This is a genomic window from Sinorhizobium sp. RAC02 (genome assembly GCF_001713395.1).
GTDB lineage: Bacteria > Pseudomonadota > Alphaproteobacteria > Rhizobiales > Rhizobiaceae > Shinella.
In genome coordinates this window covers 214,904-235,073 of sequence record NZ_CP016451.1, presented here as the reverse complement: position 1 = coordinate 235,073, position 20,170 = coordinate 214,904, and the positions used below count along the sequence as shown (strand labels likewise).

Annotated in this window: 19 protein-coding genes; 12 read left to right on the top strand and 7 right to left on the bottom strand. The window is 57.3% G+C overall.

Features of this window, described 5'->3' with window-relative positions:
• Positions 1-284: 284 nt before the first annotated feature.
• The 3 genes from BSY16_RS20955 (at position 285) to BSY16_RS20945 (ending at position 3,018) form a co-directional block, all read left to right on the top strand.
• Entirely contained in the window at positions 285-947 is a 663-nt protein-coding gene (locus tag BSY16_RS20955; RefSeq protein ID WP_069061819.1) for a hydrolase, read from the top strand.
• An 85-nt stretch (positions 948-1,032) separates the two neighbouring features.
• Positions 1,033-2,091 (top strand): Atu2307/SP_0267 family LLM class monooxygenase, encoded by a 1,059-nt coding sequence (locus tag BSY16_RS20950; protein ID WP_069061818.1) that lies wholly within the window; start codon positions 1,033-1,035, stop codon positions 2,089-2,091.
• Between the two features lie 33 nt (positions 2,092-2,124).
• The gene (locus BSY16_RS20945) at positions 2,125-3,018 is read left to right on the top strand and encodes a LysR family transcriptional regulator (protein WP_069061817.1); all 894 of its coding nucleotides are present in this window, start codon (positions 2,125-2,127) and stop codon (positions 3,016-3,018) included.
• 92 nt (positions 3,019-3,110) lie between these two features.
• Here BSY16_RS20945 and BSY16_RS20940 read toward each other — a convergent pair whose 3' ends face one another.
• On the bottom strand, positions 3,111-3,998 hold the full coding sequence (locus BSY16_RS20940; RefSeq protein WP_069061816.1) for a LysR family transcriptional regulator: 888 nt from the start codon (positions 3,996-3,998) through the stop codon (positions 3,111-3,113).
• Between the two features lie 225 nt (positions 3,999-4,223).
• On the opposite strand from BSY16_RS20940, the gene BSY16_RS20935 reads away from it, so the two are divergent.
• Entirely contained in the window at positions 4,224-4,883 is a 660-nt protein-coding gene (locus BSY16_RS20935) for a glutathione S-transferase family protein (protein ID WP_069061815.1), read from the top strand.
• A 98-nt stretch (positions 4,884-4,981) separates the two neighbouring features.
• Here BSY16_RS20935 and BSY16_RS20930 read toward each other — a convergent pair whose 3' ends face one another.
• Positions 4,982-5,410 (bottom strand): ester cyclase, encoded by a 429-nt coding sequence (locus BSY16_RS20930; RefSeq protein ID WP_069061814.1) that lies wholly within the window; start codon positions 5,408-5,410, stop codon positions 4,982-4,984.
• 358 nt (positions 5,411-5,768) lie between these two features.
• On the opposite strand from BSY16_RS20930, the gene BSY16_RS20925 reads away from it, so the two are divergent.
• The gene (locus tag BSY16_RS20925) at positions 5,769-6,215 is read left to right on the top strand and encodes a DoxX family protein (RefSeq protein WP_069061813.1); all 447 of its coding nucleotides are present in this window, start codon (positions 5,769-5,771) and stop codon (positions 6,213-6,215) included.
• Positions 6,216-6,301: 86 nt separating this feature from the next.
• Here the strand turns inward: BSY16_RS20925 and BSY16_RS20920 are convergent, their stop codons facing one another.
• Positions 6,302-7,228, bottom strand: coding sequence for a LysR family transcriptional regulator (locus BSY16_RS20920; RefSeq protein WP_069061812.1), 927 nt, complete (start codon positions 7,226-7,228; stop codon positions 6,302-6,304).
• 146 nt (positions 7,229-7,374) lie between these two features.
• Here BSY16_RS20920 and BSY16_RS20915 point away from each other — a divergent pair, with 146 nt between their 5' ends.
• The 5 genes from BSY16_RS20915 to BSY16_RS20895 all read left to right on the top strand — a co-directional run bounded on the left by BSY16_RS20915 (position 7,375) and on the right by BSY16_RS20895 (position 12,050).
• Entirely contained in the window at positions 7,375-8,364 is a 990-nt protein-coding gene (locus BSY16_RS20915) for a zinc-dependent alcohol dehydrogenase family protein (RefSeq protein ID WP_069061862.1), read from the top strand.
• Positions 8,365-8,436: 72 nt separating this feature from the next.
• Entirely contained in the window at positions 8,437-9,426 is a 990-nt protein-coding gene (locus BSY16_RS20910; RefSeq protein ID WP_069061811.1) for an LLM class oxidoreductase, read from the top strand.
• A gap of 209 nt (positions 9,427-9,635) precedes the next feature.
• Complete coding sequence (locus BSY16_RS20905; protein WP_286157248.1) at positions 9,636-10,565, top strand: zinc-dependent alcohol dehydrogenase family protein; 930 nt, start codon at positions 9,636-9,638, stop codon at positions 10,563-10,565.
• On the top strand, positions 10,562-10,891 hold the full coding sequence (locus BSY16_RS20900) for an antibiotic biosynthesis monooxygenase family protein (RefSeq protein WP_069061810.1): 330 nt from the start codon (positions 10,562-10,564) through the stop codon (positions 10,889-10,891). The genes BSY16_RS20905 and BSY16_RS20900 overlap by 4 nt, the downstream gene beginning before the upstream one ends.
• Positions 10,892-11,030: 139 nt before the next feature.
• Positions 11,031-12,050 carry a zinc-binding alcohol dehydrogenase family protein gene (locus BSY16_RS20895; RefSeq protein WP_069061809.1) on the top strand — a complete coding sequence of 340 codons (1,020 nt, stop codon included), beginning with the start codon at positions 11,031-11,033 and terminating at the stop codon, positions 12,048-12,050.
• Between the two features lie 263 nt (positions 12,051-12,313).
• Here BSY16_RS20895 and BSY16_RS31505 read toward each other — a convergent pair whose 3' ends face one another.
• The 3 genes from BSY16_RS31505 to BSY16_RS20885 form a co-directional block, all read right to left on the bottom strand.
• Entirely contained in the window at positions 12,314-12,574 is a 261-nt protein-coding gene (locus BSY16_RS31505) for an ATP-binding protein (protein ID WP_286157247.1), read from the bottom strand.
• A 154-nt stretch (positions 12,575-12,728) separates the two neighbouring features.
• Complete coding sequence (locus tag BSY16_RS20890; protein WP_069061808.1) at positions 12,729-14,279, bottom strand: methionine--tRNA ligase; 1,551 nt, start codon at positions 14,277-14,279, stop codon at positions 12,729-12,731.
• Positions 14,280-14,757: 478 nt separating this feature from the next.
• Positions 14,758-15,357, bottom strand: a complete 600-nt coding sequence (locus BSY16_RS20885) for a nitroreductase family protein (protein WP_069061807.1) — start codon at positions 15,355-15,357, stop codon at positions 14,758-14,760.
• Positions 15,358-16,277: 920 nt separating this feature from the next.
• On the opposite strand from BSY16_RS20885, the gene BSY16_RS20880 reads away from it, so the two are divergent.
• Both BSY16_RS20880 and BSY16_RS20875 read left to right on the top strand, forming a co-directional pair.
• A complete protein-coding gene (locus tag BSY16_RS20880; protein ID WP_069061806.1) occupies positions 16,278-18,086 on the top strand; it encodes an amidohydrolase in 1,809 nt (602 codons plus the stop codon).
• 216 nt (positions 18,087-18,302) lie between these two features.
• Entirely contained in the window at positions 18,303-18,737 is a 435-nt protein-coding gene (locus tag BSY16_RS20875; protein WP_069061805.1) for a YybH family protein, read from the top strand.
• 481 nt (positions 18,738-19,218) lie between these two features.
• Here the strand turns inward: BSY16_RS20875 and BSY16_RS20870 are convergent, their stop codons facing one another.
• Positions 19,219-20,145, bottom strand: a complete 927-nt coding sequence (locus BSY16_RS20870) for a LysR family transcriptional regulator (protein ID WP_069061804.1) — start codon at positions 20,143-20,145, stop codon at positions 19,219-19,221.
• Positions 20,146-20,170: the final 25 nt, after the last annotated feature.

Here is a 20,170-nt window from a genome sequence, read left to right as displayed (position 1 = left end):
ACGAGACAATCCGCTGGTTTTCTCGACATAGGATTCGATGGCGCTCCTCAGCGTCGCATCGGCCAGCGCACCCGGTCAGCGCCGTACGGATCTGGATGACGGTAAGATCTGCCCGAAGTGATCGCCTCTTTGCCCCCATCCTCGGCCCGTGTTCCGCTATCCGCTACACAGTGTGGCCGATAACGCCCCTAGCGATTTGACGATGGGAATGACAGCTTGCCCGGGGCAATGCCACGGCGGTCGCCCTTTTCATTCATCCCATTCAACTACCGCAGAGGATTATCATGAGCTTTCGCAACGGCATCGACTCACTCCTTCGCCCCGAAGATTCTGTACTCGTCTTGATCGACCATCAGCCCTTCCAGCTCGCGAACCTCCACAGCCACACGGCCCAAGTCGTGGTCAACAACGCGGCTGGACTGACGAAGGCTGCCAGGGCCTTTCGTGTTCCGACCATTCTAACCAGTGTCGTAGCCGATCGCGGCGGTCTGATCTTCCCACAGATCACCAATGTATTCCCAGAACAGGAAGTTATCGACCGTACCACCCTGAACACCTGGGAGGACCCGAAGGTTGTGGATGCCGTCAAAGCTACGGGACGCAAGCAACTGATCATTGCAGGCCTCTACACGGAAATCTGCGTCGCGATGCCAGTGATCCACGCCCTTGGTGACGGCTGGGACGTGACAGTGATCACCGATGCGTGCGGTGGAGTTTCCGTTGAAGCCCATGAGAGAGCTGTCCAGCGCATGATCGCCGCCGGTGCCAATGCAATGACATGGCTGGCCCTGGCTTCTGAATGGCAGCGCGACCATGCTCGACTCGAACATGTTGCCGAATTTGTGGATGTTCTCAAGGAACATGAACCCGGCAGCGGGATCGCGTTCCTATGGGAACAGCAGTTGCTTAACACTGATGTAAAGTCACTCGAAAGCTCTGGCTTCTAGTCCAGACGGGATGGGGAGGATTTCGTCCCGCCGCATCGCGACGGTCGCGAATCCTCGTCGCCCGGCCGAAACGTCAAGGAACATCATGGACATCGGTATCCACAGCTTCGCCGCCCTTTTTCCCGATCCTGCAACAGGTGCGCTTCCATCTGCAGCCGATCGCATGGCAGGCCTTCTCGACGAGATTCAGGATGCAGATCGTGTAGGGCTCGATTTTTTCGGCATCGGTGAGCACCATCGGGCCGAGTTTCTTGATTCTGCACCTGCCGTTATTCTGGCGGCTGCCGCGGCGCGTACCAGTCGGATCAGGCTGACAAGCGCCGTGACGGTTCTAGGCGCGGCCGATCCGGTGCGCGTCTTCCAGGAATTTGCGACGCTCGACCTCATAGCGCACGGTCGTGCTGAGGTCGTCGTTGGCAGAGGGTCGTCGGTAGAGGCGTTTCCATTGTTTGGCCTGCCGATGAGCGACTATGACGACCTCTTTTCTGAGAACCTCGATCTGCTTTTGAAGCTTGGTGAAACCACCACACCAACCTGGGAAGGCCGCTTCCGACCGGCGTTGAACGGGCAGGGTGTGTACCCGCGGCCCCATCAGGCAAGGTTGCCAATTTGGGTGGGCGTCGGTGGCACGCCGCAATCTTTCGAACGTGCCGGTAAGCTTGGCCTGCCACTGATGATCGCAATAATTGGAGGCACTTTCGAGCGCTTCCGCCCGCTTGTCGATCTCTACCGCGAGGCCGGGGCGCGGGCCGGCCATGATCCCGCAACGTTGAAGGTAGCCGTGCATGCGATGGGCTTCGTCGCCGACACGGACGATGAGGCGCACGATATCTTTTTCCCCGGCTGGGCGCAGATGATCGGAAAATATGCGCAGGAGCGCGGCTGGGCGCAGCCGAGCCGGGCACAATTCGATGAATTGGCCAGTCCGAACGGCGCATTTATTGTAGGGGATCCCGCTACAGTCACGGCCAATATTCTTCACGTGAACGAGGTGCTTGGCGGGATATCCCGCATCGCCTTCCAGATGACATCAGCGGCGTCCGAACCCGGCGCGATGACCCGGTCGATCGAACTGCTTGGCACTGAAGTGGCACCGGCTGTTCGGGCATTTGGCGATGGTTCTGGGTTGCCGCTTTCGCTATGATCGGTACGCGGGCTTCTGGGAAGAGGGCATCTGATGAATACCGATGATCTGCGTATTTTTCTGGAAGTCGCCGACGCGGGCGGTGTAGCGCTCGCGGCCCATCGGCTCGGCATCTCGAAGTCCATGGTAAGTCGCGGCCTGGTTCGTCTTGAGACCAGGCTTGGCTCAACACTTTTTGCACGAACTACGCGAGGGGTATTGATTACCGAAGCTGGCACTGCCTTCTACGATTACGCAGCGCGAGTTTGTGATGAAGTCGATGTGGCTAGAAAAACTATTCTTCCTGCCGGCGAGCTACAAGGACTTCTTCGGGTTGCCGCTCCACTTTCTTTCGGCCCAACCCATTTTTCACCGGTTCTGGCAGAAATGGCCCGGCGGCACCCGCAACTCCATATCCATACATCCTATAGTGAGCGCTTTGTCGATCTCGTCGCTGAAGGCTATGACTGCGGCATCCGCGTGGGCTTTCTCGACGACTCGAACCTGATTGCAAAGCGTGTCGGCCCTCTCCACGGGAAACTGGTCGCCAGTCGGAGTTACATCAAGGAATACGGATCACCCGAAACGCTGAAGGAGCTCTCTTCGCACCGAGCCCTGATGGGTGAATCCGATACATGGAAGCTGATGGATGGAGACAAACTGATCGCCGTCAAACCAAGGGGGCGCTTCAAAGCCAATAGTGGGATCGCACTCACCGCCGCCGCCGTCGCTGGCCTAGGCGTCGCTGCGCTGGCAAATCAATACATCCGGGATCATTTGGCTGCTGGGACGCTGGTGCCGGTGATGAAACGCTATCCGCTTCCGCGAGCGGGAATATTTGTGGTTAGACCCCCGGGGGTTCAGCCCAACCGCAAGGTCAGGGTTCTCACAGAGATGTTGATCGAACGTCTGGAGGCAGATTTGTGCAAGTCGGCTGACGGGCTCTGATCCCGGTCGATGACAATGATCCTCTTGGACACTCCACCTTGCAACTTGCAAATTGCATATGAGGGCACGTCACACAATCGAGTGACGACGTCTCAGTGTCCCGAGACAGGGGCGCAATCAAAACACTGAATGAGCATTTCAGTTAGCACCCGAACCTTTCTTGAGGCATGGCGTCCATGACGGCATACAATGAATATGCCCGCCGAAGGGACCGGGTGGCGCGTCATGACAGGCATAAGAGCGCCAGTTTGAAGATGCTCACGAATGAGACCGGTGGGAAGGATAGCCACCCCGAGCCCCGCTACGGCGGCCGCAACGAGAGAGATGCCGTTGTCGGCCTTAAATCTCCCGGCAGGTTGAACGGCAACGACGTCGTTTCCATCCATGAGCAGCCAGGCTTCGTCACCCTGCATGAGTGCCTGATGACGCGTAGCCAGGTCGTTCAGCGTTTCGGGTGCTCCATTTTCCTTGATATAGTCAGGACTGGCAACGACCATTCCTGAAAGTGGCCCCACCTTCACAGACGCTAGGTTCTTGTCCTTGACGTAACCGAGGCGGATGGCGCAATCGAACCCGCCTGCCACCAGATCCACGGTGTCGTCACTGAAGTCGATGTGAATTTTAAGATGCGGATGGCGGCGCGCCATCTCGACGATAACTGGCGTAAAATGGGTTGGGCCAAAGGAAAGTGGAGCTGCGACCCTAAGCAGGCCGCGCAACTCGCCTCCCGGAGTGATGGTTTCGTGTGCGGCGTCCACTTCGGCGCACACTCTCGCTGCATGGTCGCGAAATATTGCGCCCGCTTCAGTGAGCGAAGCGCCGCGCGTCGTCCGTGCGAGTAATTGCGCACCCAACTCGGCTTCAAGTCGACGAAGTTGCCGGCTCACCATCGATTTGGAAATGCCCAGCCGCCTCGCTGCTGGGGTTACTCCACCGGCATCCGCTACCTCCACGAATGTCCGCATATCCTCCACTTCCAATCTGCGTTCCCTCTTTAGCGACATTGTTTGGCGTTGAGCAGCACTACCGCATCGTAGCCGCGAGTGACAGTCTCAATCTCGTAATGCCGTCCCAAACGGCGGTCAAGTTCGGTTGATCCTGCTCCATAGCTCGGCGGAGTGTGTGAGGATCAAATGACTGATCTGTTTACGGATTACCCCAATCGGTGAGTGCCTTCACCCTGTGCAGAAAGGTCTTTGAGAACCATGCCTACACTTTACTACGCACCCAACGCTTGTTCGCTGGCTCCACATATCGTCCTTGAATGGATTGGTGCACCTTATGAGGCAGTAAGGGTCCAATACGGCTCCGAAGAGCTGCTCTCGATCAACCCAGCGGGAGCTGTACCCACATTTCGTGAGGATGACGGTTGGCTCCTGACGCAGGCGGGGGCGATACTGGATTATCTGGCAAACAAGCATCCCGAGGCCGGGCTAAGTGGCGGAGAAAGTGTGCGCGCTCAAGCTGAAGCGCGTCGTTGGTCTGCCTTTTTTACATCGGACGTCCACGCTTCATTCTGGCCAATCTTTGTTCCCAAGCGGTACTCGACCGACGTCAGCAAGAAGGCTCTATCGTCCGTGATCGAGGCCGGGCAGGAACTGGTGTCGAAACAGTTTCAGATACTCGATCGCCATCTTGACGGACGCGAATTCATTCTCGGTGATAGGCGCTCGATCATCGATGCCTACTCATTTCCGATGATCCGTTGGGCGGTGAAACTCTTGCCGAGTGGCCTGATGGAGTATCCTAATGTGCAGGCGTTGCATGACAGGATATTCGGCGATCCGGCGGTTCAGAAAATCCTCGCACGAGAAGCAGCTTCAGCACCGGCAACACGTATCAAAGAATTCCGCCCGGCTGTGTAAGGGGCTTGCCCCCATCGTAAAACCATAATCGATGTGTGGTGCGCCAAGTTCGGTTGCATCAGGCGAGTGAAAAGCATTTGTTACCAATGGCGACGCCGTTAGCTTTGGCCCTCGCTCGACGGGTTTTTCCCGGCGAGTGAAGCAAGCTGCTTTTGCACCGACCATGCATCGAGCAGGAAGTTCTGCTCGAAGAAACGGCCATCGAGAACTTTGTGAAACAGGTGCTCCGCGAACTCAACGCGCGAGCCATTTGGCAGAGAGCCAAGCCACTCCTTCACGGGGGTTCCCCTGTTGAGCAGCCGGGCGGCAACCTGATTACCTTCGACAGCGATCTCTTCAACCTGCCAGACTAGATCCGGAACCGCGTCGATGTGTCCCTCGAGTTCAGTGATCATCTGACTCAGGGTCACCCTTTGCCCATTCACGAGAAGCTCATCATGCATGAACTCGCCAAGCCTTTGAAAATCGTGTGTGTTTAGAACATCAATATAGCTTGTGAAAAATTTTCGTATGTGTTTATCGGGCATGCGTTCTCCACTTGATGCGGCAAATTTTTGAAAGCTTTAAATCGTTCAGGCACAGGTGCGAGAGGTGGTCACAGGATATCGATACGGGTCTGTCTCTGAAAGCCTGCATCCCGAGAAACTGTGTCGCACAAAGGGGAACCACATAGGGCTCGCTTGCAATCCGCTGCTCGGCTAGTTCTGATGTTCTCGAAAACATGTCGCTATCGGATGCGAACAAGCGGGGGGCAGCTTGTCAGTTTTTTTGTTTTACCAGACCGATCTTACCTAATGCATCGATATCGCCGTCAGAGAGCGTTCTGCACCGCCTCCCGAAGACGCAAATTGAAATCCAAGTTTACATCACATCCATAGGTTAACGATGAACCAGCAGCTTCAGCCTACCCGCCTGTTCTTTCCAGCGTTCGCATCCGTTTATTCTTCGCTTGATCAAATTGTGGAAACCATTTTGCGCTTCACTGCAGGGGTTCTGCTCGTAACGCATGGTTACGGTAAGATCACAGACCCGTTCAGCACGGCAGACCTGGTTGAAAGTATCGGATTTTACCCAGGTTTCTTCTGGTCGCCACTGCTCGCTGCGACCGAGTTCTTTGGCGGTATTCTTATCGCGATTGGTCTGCTGACACGGCCGGCGTCGTTCGCGGCGATGTTCGTCCTCCTCGTGACCGTCTATTTCCATGGGGTCGTTAAGGCAGAAGGGCTTGCCGGCTCAGAGAAGTCACTTCTTTGGACAGCGATTTTCCTCTTCTTTAGCGTGCGGGGTGGGAACAGGCATTCTGTGGATGCCCGCCTTGCTCGTACGTTCTGAGCCAAAAACGGCCACTGAGTGCGAGCTCTTTCGGCAGGCGTGGTTGCTTCGCAGGCCTGACGCGCATGTCAGTCGTAAACCACGTGTCATCGACGGTTACTAAGGATCCTCTCCAGCCCACGATCCCAGTACGGTTGATGACCAAACCGATGGATGAGCCAGTCGATGAACACTCTCACTTTCGGTGCCAGTTCGCGAGAGCTTGGATACAGCGCCCAAAGCGTCTGCGTTGAGATCAGCGGGTATTCGGGAAGCACTGGCACGAGGGTGCCAGATCGCAACTCGTCCGATGCGCACCACGTTGCCATCAGAGCGATGCCAAGCCCGGCAGAAGCTGCGTCGCGCACCGCGCTGCCGTCATTGATGCGCAGGCTCGGAGTAACACGTCGCTCGATCACCTCCGCAGCGTTCCCTCGGAACGTCCAGAGATCCAGCGTGCCGACGACGAGGCAGGCATGTTTCGATAGATCATCAGGCGTCTCGGGGTGGCCACGTTGCTCAAGATAGTCGGGCGACGCAACCAGCACGCGATTGTCGGGGGCCAGCCGCCGCGCGACGAAGGACGAGTCGCTTGGCTCGGTATAACGGACGGCGACATCAAAAGCGCCTTCGACCAGGTCAACGATGCTGTCCGAGATGCGCAAATCAAGCGCCAAGTCGGGATATTGGCTGCAGAAGTCAGGCAGACCCGGCACAATATGCATCCGCGCGAACGAGGCGGGGGCCGCTACGCGCAACGTGCCGCGAGGCGCAGCTTGCTCTCGCCCAAGAGCCGCCCGTGCAGATTCTGCCGCATGCACGACATGTTCTGCATGTGGCAGGAAGGCGATACCGTCCTCGGTCAACGTCGCTTGTCGGGTCGTGCGATGGAGAAGCCTAGCACTGAGCTTTTTCTCAAGCGCGGCCAGCCGTGCACTCGCTCCCGCTGGCGTGAGACCCAGGTCGCGTGCTGCCGCGCTGATGCTGTGCAACTGGGCGATGCGCACAAAGAGATTTAAATCGTCCACGTCCATAACCTGACTTTCAAAATTTTGTTGAAACTGATCCTAAAACGGGCTGCTACCGAAAGCAATCTCGATAGATCAAATAGGAGCAATCGAGACGGCGCCATGGTTGGTGAGCCCGTCAAAGCTACTGTTGAAAGGATATCGCCATGACCATAACCAAGACCATGAAAGCAGCCGTCCTCACTCGTTTCGGCGGCCCTGACGCGTTCGAACTGCGCGACGTGGAGGTGCCGGAAGTCGGTCCTCGCCAAGTACGGGTGCGGGTGCATGCCACCGCAATCAATCCCCTCGACTACCAGATCCGCCGCGGCGACTACAAAGACTACGTTCCCTTGCCTGCAATCACCGGGCATGACATCTCCGGCGTGATCGAGGAGCTGGGCTCCGGCGTTCACGAGTTCGCAGTCGGTGATGAGGTCTATTACACGCCAAAGATCTTCGGCGGCGCGGGTTCGTATGCCGAGCAACACATCGCCGACGTCGAGCTTATCGGCCGAAAGCCCCGGAATCTGACACACCTTGAGGCTGCAAGCCTGACGCTCGTTGGCGGCACTGTTTGGGAAGCCTTCAGCCAGCGCGCGCAGCTGCGGGCCGGCGAAACGATCCTCATCCACGGCGGTGCGGGCGGTGTCGGCACGATTGCGGTGCAGGTCGCCAAGGCGATGGGCGCACGAGTAATCACGACAGCACTCGCCCGCGACCACGACTTCGTTCGCTCGCTCGGCGCCGACGAGGCGATCGACTTCACGGCGGAAGATTATGTGGAGGCGGTCGGCCGGCTGACTGGAGGCGAAGGCGTGAACGTGATTTTCGACACGATCGGCGGCGACACACTCACGCGAAGCCCGCACGCGCTAGCGGATGCCGGCCGCGTAGTCAGCCTCGTCGATATCGCTCAGCCGCAGAACCTCATTGAAGCCTGGGGGAAGAACGCAGCCTATCATTTTGTGTTCACCCGACAAAATCGCGGCAAGCTCGACGCGCTCACGGACTTGGTCGAGCGCGGTCTGGTCAAGCCCGTAATAGGCGCCACACTGCCGCTTGCCCGCATCGGTGAAGCCCACGAGCTGTTGGAAAACGGGTCTGCGCGAGGCTTGCGCGGCAAGGTCGTGATCGACGTATCGGGCGAGGCGAGTGCCTAACCCGGCATCTGCAATGTCACACGGACGGTCGGGGCTTATCCCCCGGCCAGCCTGTTCCAGGAAAGAAGCACCATGACCATTAACCCATCACCGGCCGCAAGGGGCGGACCTAACCCTTTCGGCCGTGGCTATGCGTCCATGTTCGCGCCGGAGCAGTTGACGGTCGGCGTCTATTTCCCAATCGAATCTTTCGACGGACCCGAGCCGGCCATGCGCGACCAGATCGAGCTCGCCCAGCAAGCCGAGCGTCTCGGCTTTGCCGCGCTCTGGGCGCGGGATGTGCCGCTGAACGACCCGACCTTCGGCGATCTGGGCCAGATTTACGATCCTTTCGTCTGGCTCGCGACGATCGCGGCAAGCACGTCCACTATCGCACTCGCTACGGGCGCCGTCATCCTGCCGCTTCATCACCCGATCGATGTCGCCAAGGCGGCGGCGTCGCTCGATCGCCTATCCGGCGGACGTTTCGTATTTGGCGTGGCTTCGGGCGACCGCCCGGTCGAGTACCCAGCATATCGCCGGGATGCCGACCTTCGTGGCGAACTCTTCCGTGACGCGTTCGACTATGTAGAGACGTTGCTGACGAAGCGTTTTCCCGTCTACGCGTCGGCGCATTATGGCCGGCTTACGGGCGGTGGCGACCTCGTGCCCAAACCGTTCTCGCCCAGGCTGCCCACTCTCGTCACCGGGCAGAGCCAGCAATCGCTGGAGTGGATCGCGCAACGCAGCGATGGCTGGCTTACTTACCCGCGGGACATGGGTCAGCAAGCGCAGGTCGCCAAACGCTGGCGCGAAGCACTTGATCACGCCGGAGCAGAATTCAAACCGATTGCGCAATCGCTTTATGTCGATCTGGCCGCAGATCCGGATACGCCGCCCAGCTCAATCCATCTCGGATATCGGGTCGGGCGACGGCAGCTGGCCGACCTATTGGACGCCCTGCGCTCATATGGGATCAACCACGTCGCACTGAACCTCAAGTTCAGCAAGAGACCTGTCGCCGATGTTCTCGATGAGATCGGAACTGAAGTCATTCCGCATTTCAGGATCGCTGCGAGATGAGGCGCAAAGCCACTGTCAGTGAGTGCGGTACTCGCATGCTCATGCGCACAGGATCCCGACAACGCATCAGGCAGGCAGCTGCCTGTGCTCAGCAATTCAACACACAAACCGGGCGGTAAGCGCCACGGTATCACGTGAAGAGAGGATTTTCGATGAAAGCGATGATACTCAACTCCTTTGGTGGTCCGGAAGCCTTTTAGCTTTCCGACGTGTCAAAGCCGGTTCCTCAGGTGGGACAGGTTCTGGTGCGGGTCCATGCCACCTCGATCAATCCCCTGGACTACCAGGTTCGGCGAGGCGACTATCGCGACCTGGTGCCGTTGCCGGCAATTACCGGTCATGACGTTTCTGGTGTAGTCGAAGCCGTCGGTCCGGGCGTAACGACGTTCTCTCCCGGAGACGAGGTCTGGTACACGCCGCAAATATTCGACGGGCCGGGAAGTTATGCCGAATACCACGTCGCAAACGAGAATATCATTGGAAGGAAGCCCAGCGCGCTCAGCCATCTGGAAGCCGCCAGCCTCAGCCTGGTCGGCGGAACAGCCTGGGAAGCCCTTGTCTCGCGTGCTGCCCTCAGGGTGGGAGAAAGCATCCTGATCCATGGTGGCGCGGGAGGGGTAGGGCATGTGGCTATCCAGGTCGCGAAAGCCATCGGTGCGAAGGTCTTCACTACCGTGCGCGAAGAAAACTTCGAGTTTGCGCGAAGTGTCGGAGCGGACGTCGTCATTGACTACAGGAAAGAAGATTATGTCGATGCCATCATGCGAGAAACCGAAGGCCTCGGAGTAGACGTTGTGTTCGACACCCTCGGCGGCGACACATTGTCCCACAGCCCGAAGGTGCTCGCGCAACTTGGCCGTGTTGTCTCGACCGTGGACATTGCACAGCCGCAGAACCTCATTGAGGCATGGGGTAAGAACGCGAGCTACCACTTCGTCTTCACGCGGCAGAACCAAGGCAAGCTCGACGAGCTGAGTACACTGGTGGAACGCGGTCAGCTGCGGCCGCACGTAGGCGCCGTCTATTCGCTCGCCGACCTTCCGCTTGCCCATGCGCTGCTCGAAAAACCCAACAACGGTTTGCGGGGCAAAATCGCGATTGCCGTTCATCCGTCGGCCGACACAAAGGTGCAACCATGATTTACGAGATCGCCGTGCTGCCTGTCTACAACGACAAAATCACAGAGTTCAGGCAGGCATTCGAGGACGTTGTTCCTCTGCTCACGCGTGCGCAAGGGTACCGCGGCCATGTTCTGGCCCAGGGGATCGAAACGCCGGAGGTCTTCAACCTAGTCGTGCGATGGCGCTCGCTTGAGGATCATACTCCAGGCTTCGAAGCGAGCGAAGACCATGAGGGGTTCATGAGCGCCATACAGGAATACTTCTCGAAGGAACCGACGGTCTATCATCTCGAGGGCGGCGCCTTTGCCGCAACCGATCATGAAAATGGTGATGCCGCCGGCTAACACGAGCAACCTCCGCCATGCGAGCAACGAAGCATGTTCCATCGAAGGGCAAGGAAGGGGCCAGTCAGCTCCTTCCAGTGCTCGGGCGAACGCAGGAAGACAAACAAGTGACGTCACAGACGCCGAAATGGAGACACACATGAAAGCCATCGGATACAAGATACCTTCGCCGATTTGCGACCGGGATTCGCTCATCGACATCGAACTGCCAAAGCCGCAGCCCGAAGGCCGGGATATCCTTGTCCAAGTGAAAGCGATTTCGGTCAATCCCGTCGACTACAAGGTTCGTCGTAGCGCTTCACCAGACGCCGGTTCTGAATGGAAAGTCATTGGTTGGGACGCGACGGGTATCGTCGCGGAGGTCGGCAACGAAGTCACTAGCTTCAAAGTCGGAGACGAGGTCTGGTATGCGGGTTCTGTTACGCGTCCGGGTGCAAACGCCGAATTCCATCTGGTTGACGAGCGTATAGTCGGCAAAAAGCCGTCGAAGCTCGGGTGGGCCGAAGCCGCGGCGCTGCCGCTGACGTCGTTGACGGCATGGGAGGCCTTCTTTGACCGTCTGGATGTGAAGAAGCCGGTTCCCGGCGCTGCTCCCGCCGTCCTGATCATCGGAGGTGCCGGCGGAGTTGGGTCGATCGCCATTCAGATCGCTCGGCAGTTTACCGACCTGACCGTCATTGCAACGGCTTCGCGTCCGGAAACGCGGGAGTTCGTCAAGTCGCAAGGTGCGCATCATGTCGTTGATCACTCGAAGCCACTCGCCAGCCAGATCGCGGCACTGGGCATCGGCGCTCCGGCGTTCGTTTTCTCAACGACCCAGACCGCGCAGCATGTTGATGACATTGTCGAACTGATTGCGCCGCAGGGTCGTTTCTGCCTCATCGATGATCCATCGGGCTTTGACATCATGGCGTTCAAGCGGAAAGCCGTCTCGATCCACCATGAGCTTATGTTCACTCGCGCCATCTATGGCACACCGGACATGGACGAGCAGGAGCGTATTTTGAACGAGATATCGGCCGCCGTCGATAATGGAAGGATTAGAACAACCGCCACGAACAACTTCGGTAAAATCAACGCGGCAAATTTGAAGAAGGCTCACGAGCAGCTCGAAAGCGGATCAACGATTGGCAAGGTCGTGCTTGAAGGCTTTGCCTGAACAGACGTCAAGGCCCGATCAGAAGTCCGGTGGGCAGAATAGCGGCCCGCCGGAACATCAGGTGTCTCAAAGACATGGGCAAAGCATAATGACATTATCCGTATTTCAGATTTCCATGGGCGCGGCTCTGGCTGTCATCATCACCGTTGGCTGGGTTGTCCATCACTGAGCAGGAGCGCCCATTATCTGGGAGGCCCGAAGCTCGGAGACTTTGCGCGGCCAAGGGGGATATCCCATGTACCATGCGTCACGAAAGGCCGGATCTAGAGGTCTTGACGATGCCTTTCGATCCGCAGCGCATGGTGCCAGCGAATAGCGAAGACACTTCCTTGGCAAGGTGTTGACCTGAGATCTATAAAGCCACCATGCTTTTCAATAATCTCGTTGACCATGCTCAAACCGAGACCAGCCCCGGATCCTTGCGGGTTCACGAGATAAAATGGCTCGAAAATGCGTGAATGAAGTTCCCCCGCTATGCCGATGCCTTGATCGCAGATAAGGACGGAGATTCTGTTCCCAGGCACCAGATGTCAATTGTGGTGCCCCTCAAAACACCACCACTCCGGATCACGGAACAGGGCTCGTGAACGTCGACGTTTGGTCTAAAGCGCCGGCGAAGCTGGCTATGCCTTATGGATACGGCGAAATCGCCTCATTGTTGGCAGAAGCGGAGGAGAGCTAAGCCCCCCGTTGCGGAAACATAACTGTGCCAGGCCACGTGCTGCCGCCTGATACCTCTAAGGGGACGTCGTATCTTGCCGGCGCTACAAGGCCAAGTTTGTCGTGCAATTCGGCCGCCGCTCTCGGCAGGAAAGGCAGAAGACAACGCGCTACGATGGCAAGGCCGTGGACCTGCTCCGCCAATGTGGCCCCGAGGCGACGCGCGATCGCGGCTCGCTCGTCTGTTTCAATGTGTCCGAGCAGTGCTTTCGCATCCGCCCAGGGGGTCTGCCTCGTGAATTCCCTGTTCGCCTCGCCCAGATAGGCAAAAATCTCGGCAAGGCCCACATGAAGCTCATAATTGTCGAAAGCCTGATGAACTCTTTCGTAAAGTCCTGACGCTTGCCGCACCAGCGCACTGTCCAGGACTTGAGGTGTGACCCCGTCGAAAGCATTGCCGAGAAGTGTTAGCACCCGGTTCGCCAGGTTTCCGAGTTGTCCGCCAAGTTCCCCCGACCATGCGGCCTCCAGCCGCTCTTCGGAAAAATCGCCGTCATCTCCGGAGCGTATGTGTCGAAGCAGATAGTATCTGAGTGCATCCGGTGTGCCGTACGTCTCAATAAGGCGCTCAGGGGAAATTCCGTTTCCGGCCGACTTGCCGATTTTCCTGCCATCCACCGTAAGATAGCCGTGTACGAAAATGGATGAGGGCAGGGGTAGACCGGCGGATAACAATATTGCCGGCCAATAGATGGCATGGAATTTTGAGATGCCCTTTCCGACGAAATGGAGGCGTTCGCCATCACCGGCCCAGTAGCGCTGATAGATCAAATCGTCAGATCCGTGCCCGAGGCCGGTCAAGTAATTGGCGAGCGCATCAAACCAGACGTAGACGACCTCGTCGCTGCCGGGGACCGGCACGCCCCATCCACGCGCCCGTTCTGCGCTGCGCGACACGCTGATATCCGTCACTCCGCGCCGAAGCAAAGCGACGATTTCGTTGCGTCTATGCGCAGGCTTAATCTGAATCTTTTCTGATTCGATCAGATCAAGGATCCCGTCGCCGTATCGGGAAAGGCGGAAAAACCAGTTTTCTTCCCGAATGAGTTCAAGCGCCACGCCGTGCTCGTGGCATTTCCCGTCATCGAGTTCCGATGGTTCGTAAAACTGCTCGCAGCCCACGCAATAGAAGCCTTCGTAAGCCTTGCGATAAAGATCGCCACTGGCGGTGCAGGCATTCCAGAGCGAGTGGACGCAAGCGACGTGTCTTGGATCGTACGACGTGCGAACGAACTCATCGTTGGAGATGTCAAGCTGTCTGCCGAGCCGTTCGAAGCTGTCGCCGTTGGCAGCGACAAAATCTGCAACAGGCCGTCCCACGGCTTCTGCCGCTCGCACGTTTTTAAGGCTGTTGTCATCGGTCCCACACTGAAACCGAACATCCTTGCCAAGGAGCCGGAAATGGCGAGCATATGCATCGGCCTGTACGAGCTCGAGTGCGAACCCGACATGCGGTGAGGAATTGACATAGGGTATCGAGGTGGTGAGGTAGATGGACGATGTTTTCATTGGAGTATCCTCTCAAAAGCTGGAAAAGGCCTTGGAGGCGATTAGCAAAGAAAAACCGCCTCTAAGGGCGGTCTCTGGTGCACCGAACACGCACGAAACCCGCCACGCTACGAGCGCAGCATCATCATCGTGACGTTGATCGGATTAGTATGCATGTTCAAAGCGCTATCACCTGCCGTCGCGCATAACAAGGTTTTATGCGTTCCGCGCTGGGCGACACTGTTTTGCAGATATCGTTCTGCCAGTGGTTCCCTGCCGATGTAATGCGCGGCTTCACTTCCGCCGGTCAAGGACCCAAGTGAATGAGATCGCAAACGTCGAGCGAGGCGATCAGTTTTGCGAGGTCGGTTGCGTACTGGTTCCATGTTGTTGCGATCCAGGTCTGATCCGAACGGCCATGGCTACGGCAGCTCCGCTCTCCTCATCCGACTCCTTTAGGCCCCCCTGCCTGCCCGAGGGAGACAGGAAGACCTTTGCCCTACTTCACAATAAAAATCCCGTTGAATGCCACATCTGAAAGCGGTTTGCGCGAGCTTGGCACTTCGCGTTCGCGGATCCCCTTGGGCAGCTGGTTTTTGTCGCCGATCTTGCCGATGGCGACTGCGCATTCGACGCGGAAACCATTTGGGATCCCGAGGACCTCAGGCGCCTTGTCGAAATTAACGCCGGTCATGCCATGCGCTTCATAGCCCGACAGATGAGCCTGCAATGCTATGGACGCCCAAGCCGCACCTGCGTCGAAGGAGTGGCTGTAAATCGGCTTCTGGTCTGCAGAGCCCAGCTCGCCCGAATGAGTGCGAGAAGTGACGAAGAACAGAGCGGCAGCGGACTTCACCCAACTCTGGTTGAACTCGATCAGCAGGCCGAGGAAATTGTCCCAGTAATCTGAACCACGCATCGCGTAGACAAATCGCCAAGGCTGATGGTTAAACGAGGAGGGCGCCCAGTGACCGGCCTCAAGGATCGTCAGCAGATCCTTCTCCGGCATCGTTTCATTGCTGAAGGCGCGGGGAGACCAGCGATCAAGAAAAAGTGGGGCGATCGGATACTCCGACTCGCGACTGTTGCTGGTCGTCATGATTGTCCTCTCTGGGATCTGTTTAAGGTAAGCACGGTTTTTGAAGCGCTTCGCAGCATGGACCAGTTAGCCCCGTTGAGCAGCGATAGTCCGCGTGTCAGCCGTTCGTGCTGGGGCCGCAAGAAAAACCACGGTCCCAGCCTCTGTAAAGCGCCCAAACGCCGGGAGACCGATGACCCCCACCGCAGCGATTAGGCGCAGGAAAAAGCTAACGCCGAGCCGGAACAGTCACACGAACCACTGCTTCAACGGTTAAGCCGGTTCCGAGGCATTCTGTCATAACTCAGGTGGTCGGCCAATTTCACCTTTATATCGTCTCCTGAAAGTGGTTTCAGCAGCAAGTTTAGCGTTGCAGTTTCGATCAAGGTAGTCTCCGCAAGCGCGAAACTGTGTTGCACAAAGGGGAACGACACGCCGATCAGCCATGTCGCGGCTTGAGCCGGAAGGCAATCGAATCAAATGGTGCCTCAAAATTCGGCGGAGTCCTTGATGGGCCGAACCAGTCGCAATGTCATGATAGATGAAACGCAGATAAGGCGGAGGTCGCGCATACTGCATCTTTTCCTGACCCGTGCCGACCTCGAAATATTGACGCTGCTCTAACACCGATCGTTATTTTCTTGCCGAGGCTCATCGCGCCCTCGCTATCGGGCGGGCGTACAGAATAATTTGCGTTCCTCTTCATGCAACACAGCGTCGCACGAACGAGGGCTACCAGGCACCTAAGGGGCATGACACGCTCAACGCGGCTGGATTTCTCAAAAGGGGCTCTTCGCGACGTTCTTCGACGAAAAGCCAACAGAGGATGTATTAAATGACCTTCCGTAACTCCCTCGCCTCACTTCTTAGCCCGGTGCACGCTGAAAGGCGCCTGCTTCCGCTTGACCGTACCTTGTAAAACTCAGCCACTAGAGGGCAAAATGATCAGAAAAATACTTATCGCATTTGTGACGGTTTCATCTTTTTCCTCCGTTCAAGCACAAACGACCCAGCACCAGCCCGGCGCTGATCTGATCGTTTTCAACGCAAAGATATTCACCGGCAACCGTGCGCAGCCCGAAGCTTCGGCTCTCGCCGTTACGAAGGGGCGCATCTATTCCGTCGGCTCTGATGCGGAAATTCTCAGTCTGAAGAATTCAGCGACCAAGGTGATTGACGCGCGCAGCCGAAGGGTCATTCCCGGCATCAGCGATGCTCATACACACGTCCTCAACGACAGCGGCTATAATTACAACATACGGTGGGACGGCGTGCCGAGGCTGGGTGAGGCGTTGACTATGCTGAGCGAGCAGGCCGAACGCACACCGGATGGACAATGGGTCAAAGTGATCGGAGGCTGGTCTCCCTATCAATTTGAGGAAAACCGCCTTCCCACGCCGGATGAATTGCAAAGGGCTGTGCCTAATCGTCCGTTGATTGTTCAATATGCCTACAACCACGCCTTTTTAAACAAGCGCGCTATGGAGGTCCTTGGCGTGGGGACCGATCGGTTTCCCAAATTGCCGGATACCGAGTTTGAAAAGGATAGCCACGGACAGTATACTGGTGTTGTCTACGGAAACACCTGGACCTTTGTCGCCCTCGAAACCATGGTGCCACAGCTTACATTCGACGAAGAAGTGAGTTCGTTGATCTACAGCATTCACGGTTTGAACCGTTTCGGGGTGACCTCCATCATCGATGCGGGCAGCCGGTGGGGATACCCCAAGCCGCAGGCGACGGTGGACGTGCTTGCACGGGACAACCTTCTCAACGTGCGCATGCCCTTTATCGTCCTACAACTTGGCGACGGCAGCAAGCCGATGAACATGGTGGACGCGCAGCTCGAAGCGATCACGAAGACAGCGCCGATCAGCACCGGGCAGAACCTGCATCCTGCCCTTGCACATGGCCATGAATATCGAGGGGCCGGGGAGGTCTTGCAGGCGGAAGTGCACGATCACGAGAACTTCGATCGTCCGGCGATCGTCATCGAGCCTGAAAAGATGCGACAGCTGGTTGAGCAGGATGTACGGAAGCTGGTCCAACAACGCATCCCATTCCGCGAACACATCAGCTACAATGAGAACATCACACCCTTTCTCGACGCTCTGGAAAAGTTGAACGAAGAGATCCCGCTGGATGGTCTGAAATGGAGCCTCGAACACGCTGAGACCATTACTCCGGAGAATATCGAAAGGGTCAAAAAGCTGGGCGGCGGTATCGCCCTTGATGCGAAAATGGCGCTGCACGGTGACGCGTTCATCAAGAGCCATGGTCGCGAGGTAGCTTTGCAGACCCCGCGTCTGCGCAAGCTCGTGGATAGCGGCATTCCGCTGGCTATGAGCACCGACGCCTTCCGTGCAGCCACGTTCAACCCCTGGGTTGGCATCAGCTGGATGGTATCCGGGAAGTCCGTGTCGGGATCCGAAGTTCTGGCCAAGGACAATCGTCTTTCCCGCGCCGAAGCGCTGAAACTGTTCACCAGAGGCGCAGCATGGTTCATGGATACCGAATCCGAAATGGGATTAATTGCGCCGGGCAATCTCGCGGACTTCGTTGTGCTCGACCGGGACTATTTCGCCGTGCCGGAAGATCAGATCAAATTGGTTTCTTCTGTTCTGACTATCATGGACGGCAAGGTAGTGTTCGGTGCGCAGGATTATAGCGATCTATCACCGAAACTGCCTGAGATTCTTCCTGCTTGGTCGCCCATTAAATACTTTGGCAGCTACTACGAGGCGAAATGAACTTAGCGGTCAGGTTCTTCCTCTGCTTTGTCTCACAAAAAGCGAAATTAGCGCGGCCGGGGCAAGTCGCCGCGGCTGCGTGCCGCTAACCTATTGCCACGACGGCGTGCGGCGTTCGGGAACGGCGACAGCTTCAAGACCCTCTTATTACCCGCAAAACCGGAAGCTATACAAAGCCCAAAACAACCAATTGAAACAAGAAAGAGATGCAGGTTTATGAAATTTCTCGCGAAATCCGCAGGCAAAACCGCTGATGTAGTCCAGGCTGACATCGAGAAGGTATTGCAGACCTACGAGGCGGCCCTTAACGCCTCGGATACTGACACGGTGCTAACTGTATTCGATGCCGACGGCGTCTTCATGGCTCCTAACAGCCCTTCGGCGGTCGGCGACGATGCAATCCGGGCTGCTTACAGCGGCATCTTTCAGATGATTACCTTCGACACCGAGTTGACGGTCGAGGAGATTGTGCAAGTCGCTCCGAAATGGGCGTTCGTCAGGACGAGTTCGAACGGGCACGTCACCGTAAACGCAATCAAACAACGCGTACCCGACGCTAACCACGAACTGTTCATCTTCCATCAAGGCGATGACGGCACGTGGAAGATCGCGCGCTACTCGTTCGCGACGACGAACCCACTCCCCCGGTAACTCCGGTGTGCGTAACACCAGATAAGCGCACACAGGTGAGTAGGGCAACTGGATTTCGATCTCGTCGGACAGCGGTCTTCGTGTAGTCCGACGTGGTCGTGTCCAGCCTGTCGTATGTCGTCGATCAGCTTGGGCAAGGTACGCAGGCCGTGATCGCGAACTTACTTCAGGAGTTCCTGGAATCTGACTTCGGCATCATCTCCGACGACATCAGTTGGCGTCGATGCCCACTGCAGAGGCTACGACGACGCCTATCGCCGTACGCCGACGGATTTTCCTATGGCAAGTGGTCAGGGTCATCAAGATCCGGGAATACCCGTGGCACCAGTTCAGGAGGGATACTCTCAACGAGGAACCCTCGGAAACCCTGACGGAGCCGCTCCCCATCACTGGCTCTGCTAATACGCGACGATGTTGACGCCGCAAATCACACGCTGGACCAGCAACCGGAAGCGAACCGGTCGACTTCGAATTTTTTACACTAGCCTTGCGCCGTTGGGTCGTCTTCTCTGCTGACGTTCAGCGCGCCATCGCCAACAGGCGGGTTGCCAAAACATTCGATGAGCATGTCCGTGAGGACTCTCACTTTTCGGGATGAATACTGGCCAGGTGGCCTTACGACAAAGATGCCGGCTGGTGGGATTGGATAACCCGTGATGACTGGCACCAGTGCGCCCGACGAGATATGATCCGCTACAAGCGGTTCCGGCAGACGGGCCACCCCGAGGCCCTCGAGAGCAGCTGCCATCAGTGATACCGCGTTGTCGGCTACAAAGCGTCCCTGAGGGCGCAGCGTGACGACTCTTTCGCCATCCATGAATTGCCAAGTCTCGGCTTCCCGCATCACGATCTGGTGATTCACAAGATCTTCCGGTCGTTCGGGAGCGCCGTACGCCTGGATGTAGGCTGGACTCGCAACGAATCTACCATACAGCGGCCCGACACGTCTTGCGATGAGATTCGAATCTTGCAAATACCCTACCCGAATTGCACAGTCGAAACCTTCTCCTACGAGATCTACAAAGCGGTCGGTGTAGGACGAACTGATATGGAGTTCCGAGTATCGGCGCGCCATCTGGGCGAGGACCGGAGCAAAATGCGTCGGGCCAAATGATAGTGGTGCGGCTACGCGCATGCGACCTCGAAGCTCACCGGCAGGCAGGATCGTTTCCCGCGCCACATCCAGTTCGGCAGAAATCCGGGCCGCGTACTCCCTGAATGTAGCACCTGCTTCTGTCAGCGCTATACCACGGGTCGTCCTTGCCAGTAACTGTGCGCCAAGTTCCGCCTCGAGCTGGGTAATCCGTCGGCTGACCATCGACTTGGAAATGCCCAGCCGCGCCGCTGCTGATGACACCCCTCCCGCATCAGCAACCTCGACGAATATCCTCAGATCCTCAATTTGCAATTCGCGTTCCCCTTCCTGCAACACA